This window comes from Novosphingobium tardum, from assembly GCF_042652045.1.
Classification (GTDB): Bacteria; Pseudomonadota; Alphaproteobacteria; order Sphingomonadales; family Sphingomonadaceae; genus Novosphingobium; species Novosphingobium tardum.
The window spans coordinates 1-1478 of sequence record NZ_JBHSDR010000002.1; the positions used below are offsets into that span (position 1 = coordinate 1).

Genomic DNA, 1478 nt, shown 5'->3' on the forward strand with positions numbered 1-1478 from the left:
CCTCGATAACGCTGCCCGTCGCCGTGCCGCTGATCGTCGCGTTGTCATTCGTCCCGGTGATGTTGACCGACACTTTTGCCCAACTGAGGGTACCGTTCCCCAGCTTGATCGCATACGTGAAACTATCGACTATTTTTTCATCCCCGTTGAGGGAATCAACATCACGAACATGGCCTGACTGATCGACAAGTCGATACTGAACCTTGCCGTTAAAAATTCTAATTTCGTTTCCAAGCGAGGTCTTTTGCCACGCGCTATTGATCGAGTTGCTTAGGAGATCCGTCTGGCTCAGATCGGTGATCTGATTTCCTATTCCGTCATCAATCGAAAAAAGGGTTTTGGCCTTACCGCCGAGATCATTGGACATAACGTCCAACGTCAGAATTTCTGTCATTTGATCATAGAGCTCAGCGTGGTCCAGAAGGTACTCTTCTGTGTAGCTGTAACTATCGCTCACCGCCTGCGGCGCATTGCTAAACGACGACGTGCTTCCGCCAGACTCAGGCAAGCTACCCATACCGAAAACCCCCAGAAAGCAGCCCATCCCGCAGGCTGAATAAAACGCTGAAAGACCTGATCACCGTTCACGATCCCTAACGAATCGACAATCTGGTTAACCAAAGAGCTCACGCGTTCCGAGGAGAAAATCAAGCGTAAGAAGCACTTGCGCGACATCATGTCTCAAAACTGGACTATCTTGGACGACAAAGTTGCTCCAGAAGCTAACCCCAAAGCCCGGCCGCCGCCGGCCAACCATTGGAATACCGGGGTTGGCTTTGGACCTGCGGCCAGCGCGGACCGGCGGATCAGATCCCAACCTTGAAGGTCACCGCGCCTAGCAGCCATCATCTATTGCCCGCTCCAACGCTGCCGTTTGGCTTGGCCATGGGAGGTAGCAACTCGTTAAGCAATCACCGCGAGCGCTTTGTCTTCTGCCCATTATGCGGCGATCGTAAGGGCGCTCACAACGTCGCGGTCCTCGGCAGGGGTGACAATTTCTGCAAGACGTTTAAGCGCGGGTTCTAGCGTCTGCCAGTCCGAGCCTGCGGCTGCGCTTCGTTTCTGGAGCAGGGAAAGCATCACCGCGAAGGGAAGTTCGCCATCTCCATCCAGAGCCGCGGCAAAGTGCTCAAAGGTCAGCGGATAGCCGATGTCGGGCAAATCCCAGCGTGCGCGCATCGCCGGCTTGAGGCGGATTTTGATAGGTGCCGCTCCCGCCTCGGAGCCGGGGCCAGCCGTCATCTTCGGCGCACCTGTTGGCGTTGCGCATGGCTGCGGCACGGCGGGCAGCTTTAGTGTCCGCCAATCGGAACGATGCCGGGTGTTTGCGAATTGGAATCTACCTACTTTCCCAGTAACTTCTCTCTTACCCCTCAGAGGCAAGACGATCCCCAGAAAGGGACCGCCAAAGCCAATGTTACAGCAACCGCGCTACGCCGTACTCGAAGATGCTGACGATGAGCGACTGAGCGCCCGGC

General features: G+C 55.8%; 2 protein-coding genes. Both read right to left on the reverse strand.

The genetic code is table 11. From position 1 onward, the window contains the following. A partial coding sequence (locus ACFO0A_RS00045) for a VCBS domain-containing protein (RefSeq protein WP_379536941.1) occupies positions 1-457 on the reverse strand: 457 nt, incomplete at its 3' end. Positions 458-939: 482 nt separating this feature from the next. Next, positions 940-1242, reverse strand: coding sequence for a hypothetical protein (locus ACFO0A_RS00050; RefSeq protein ID WP_379536942.1), 303 nt, complete (start codon positions 1240-1242; stop codon positions 940-942). Positions 1243-1478: the final 236 nt, after the last annotated feature.

What these genes read in the sequence shown, in the direction of transcription:
- ACFO0A_RS00050 (WP_379536942.1), bottom strand. Translation starts at nt 1,242, where the DNA reads ATGACGGCTGGCCCCGGCTCCGAGGCGGGAGCGGCACCTATCAAAATC.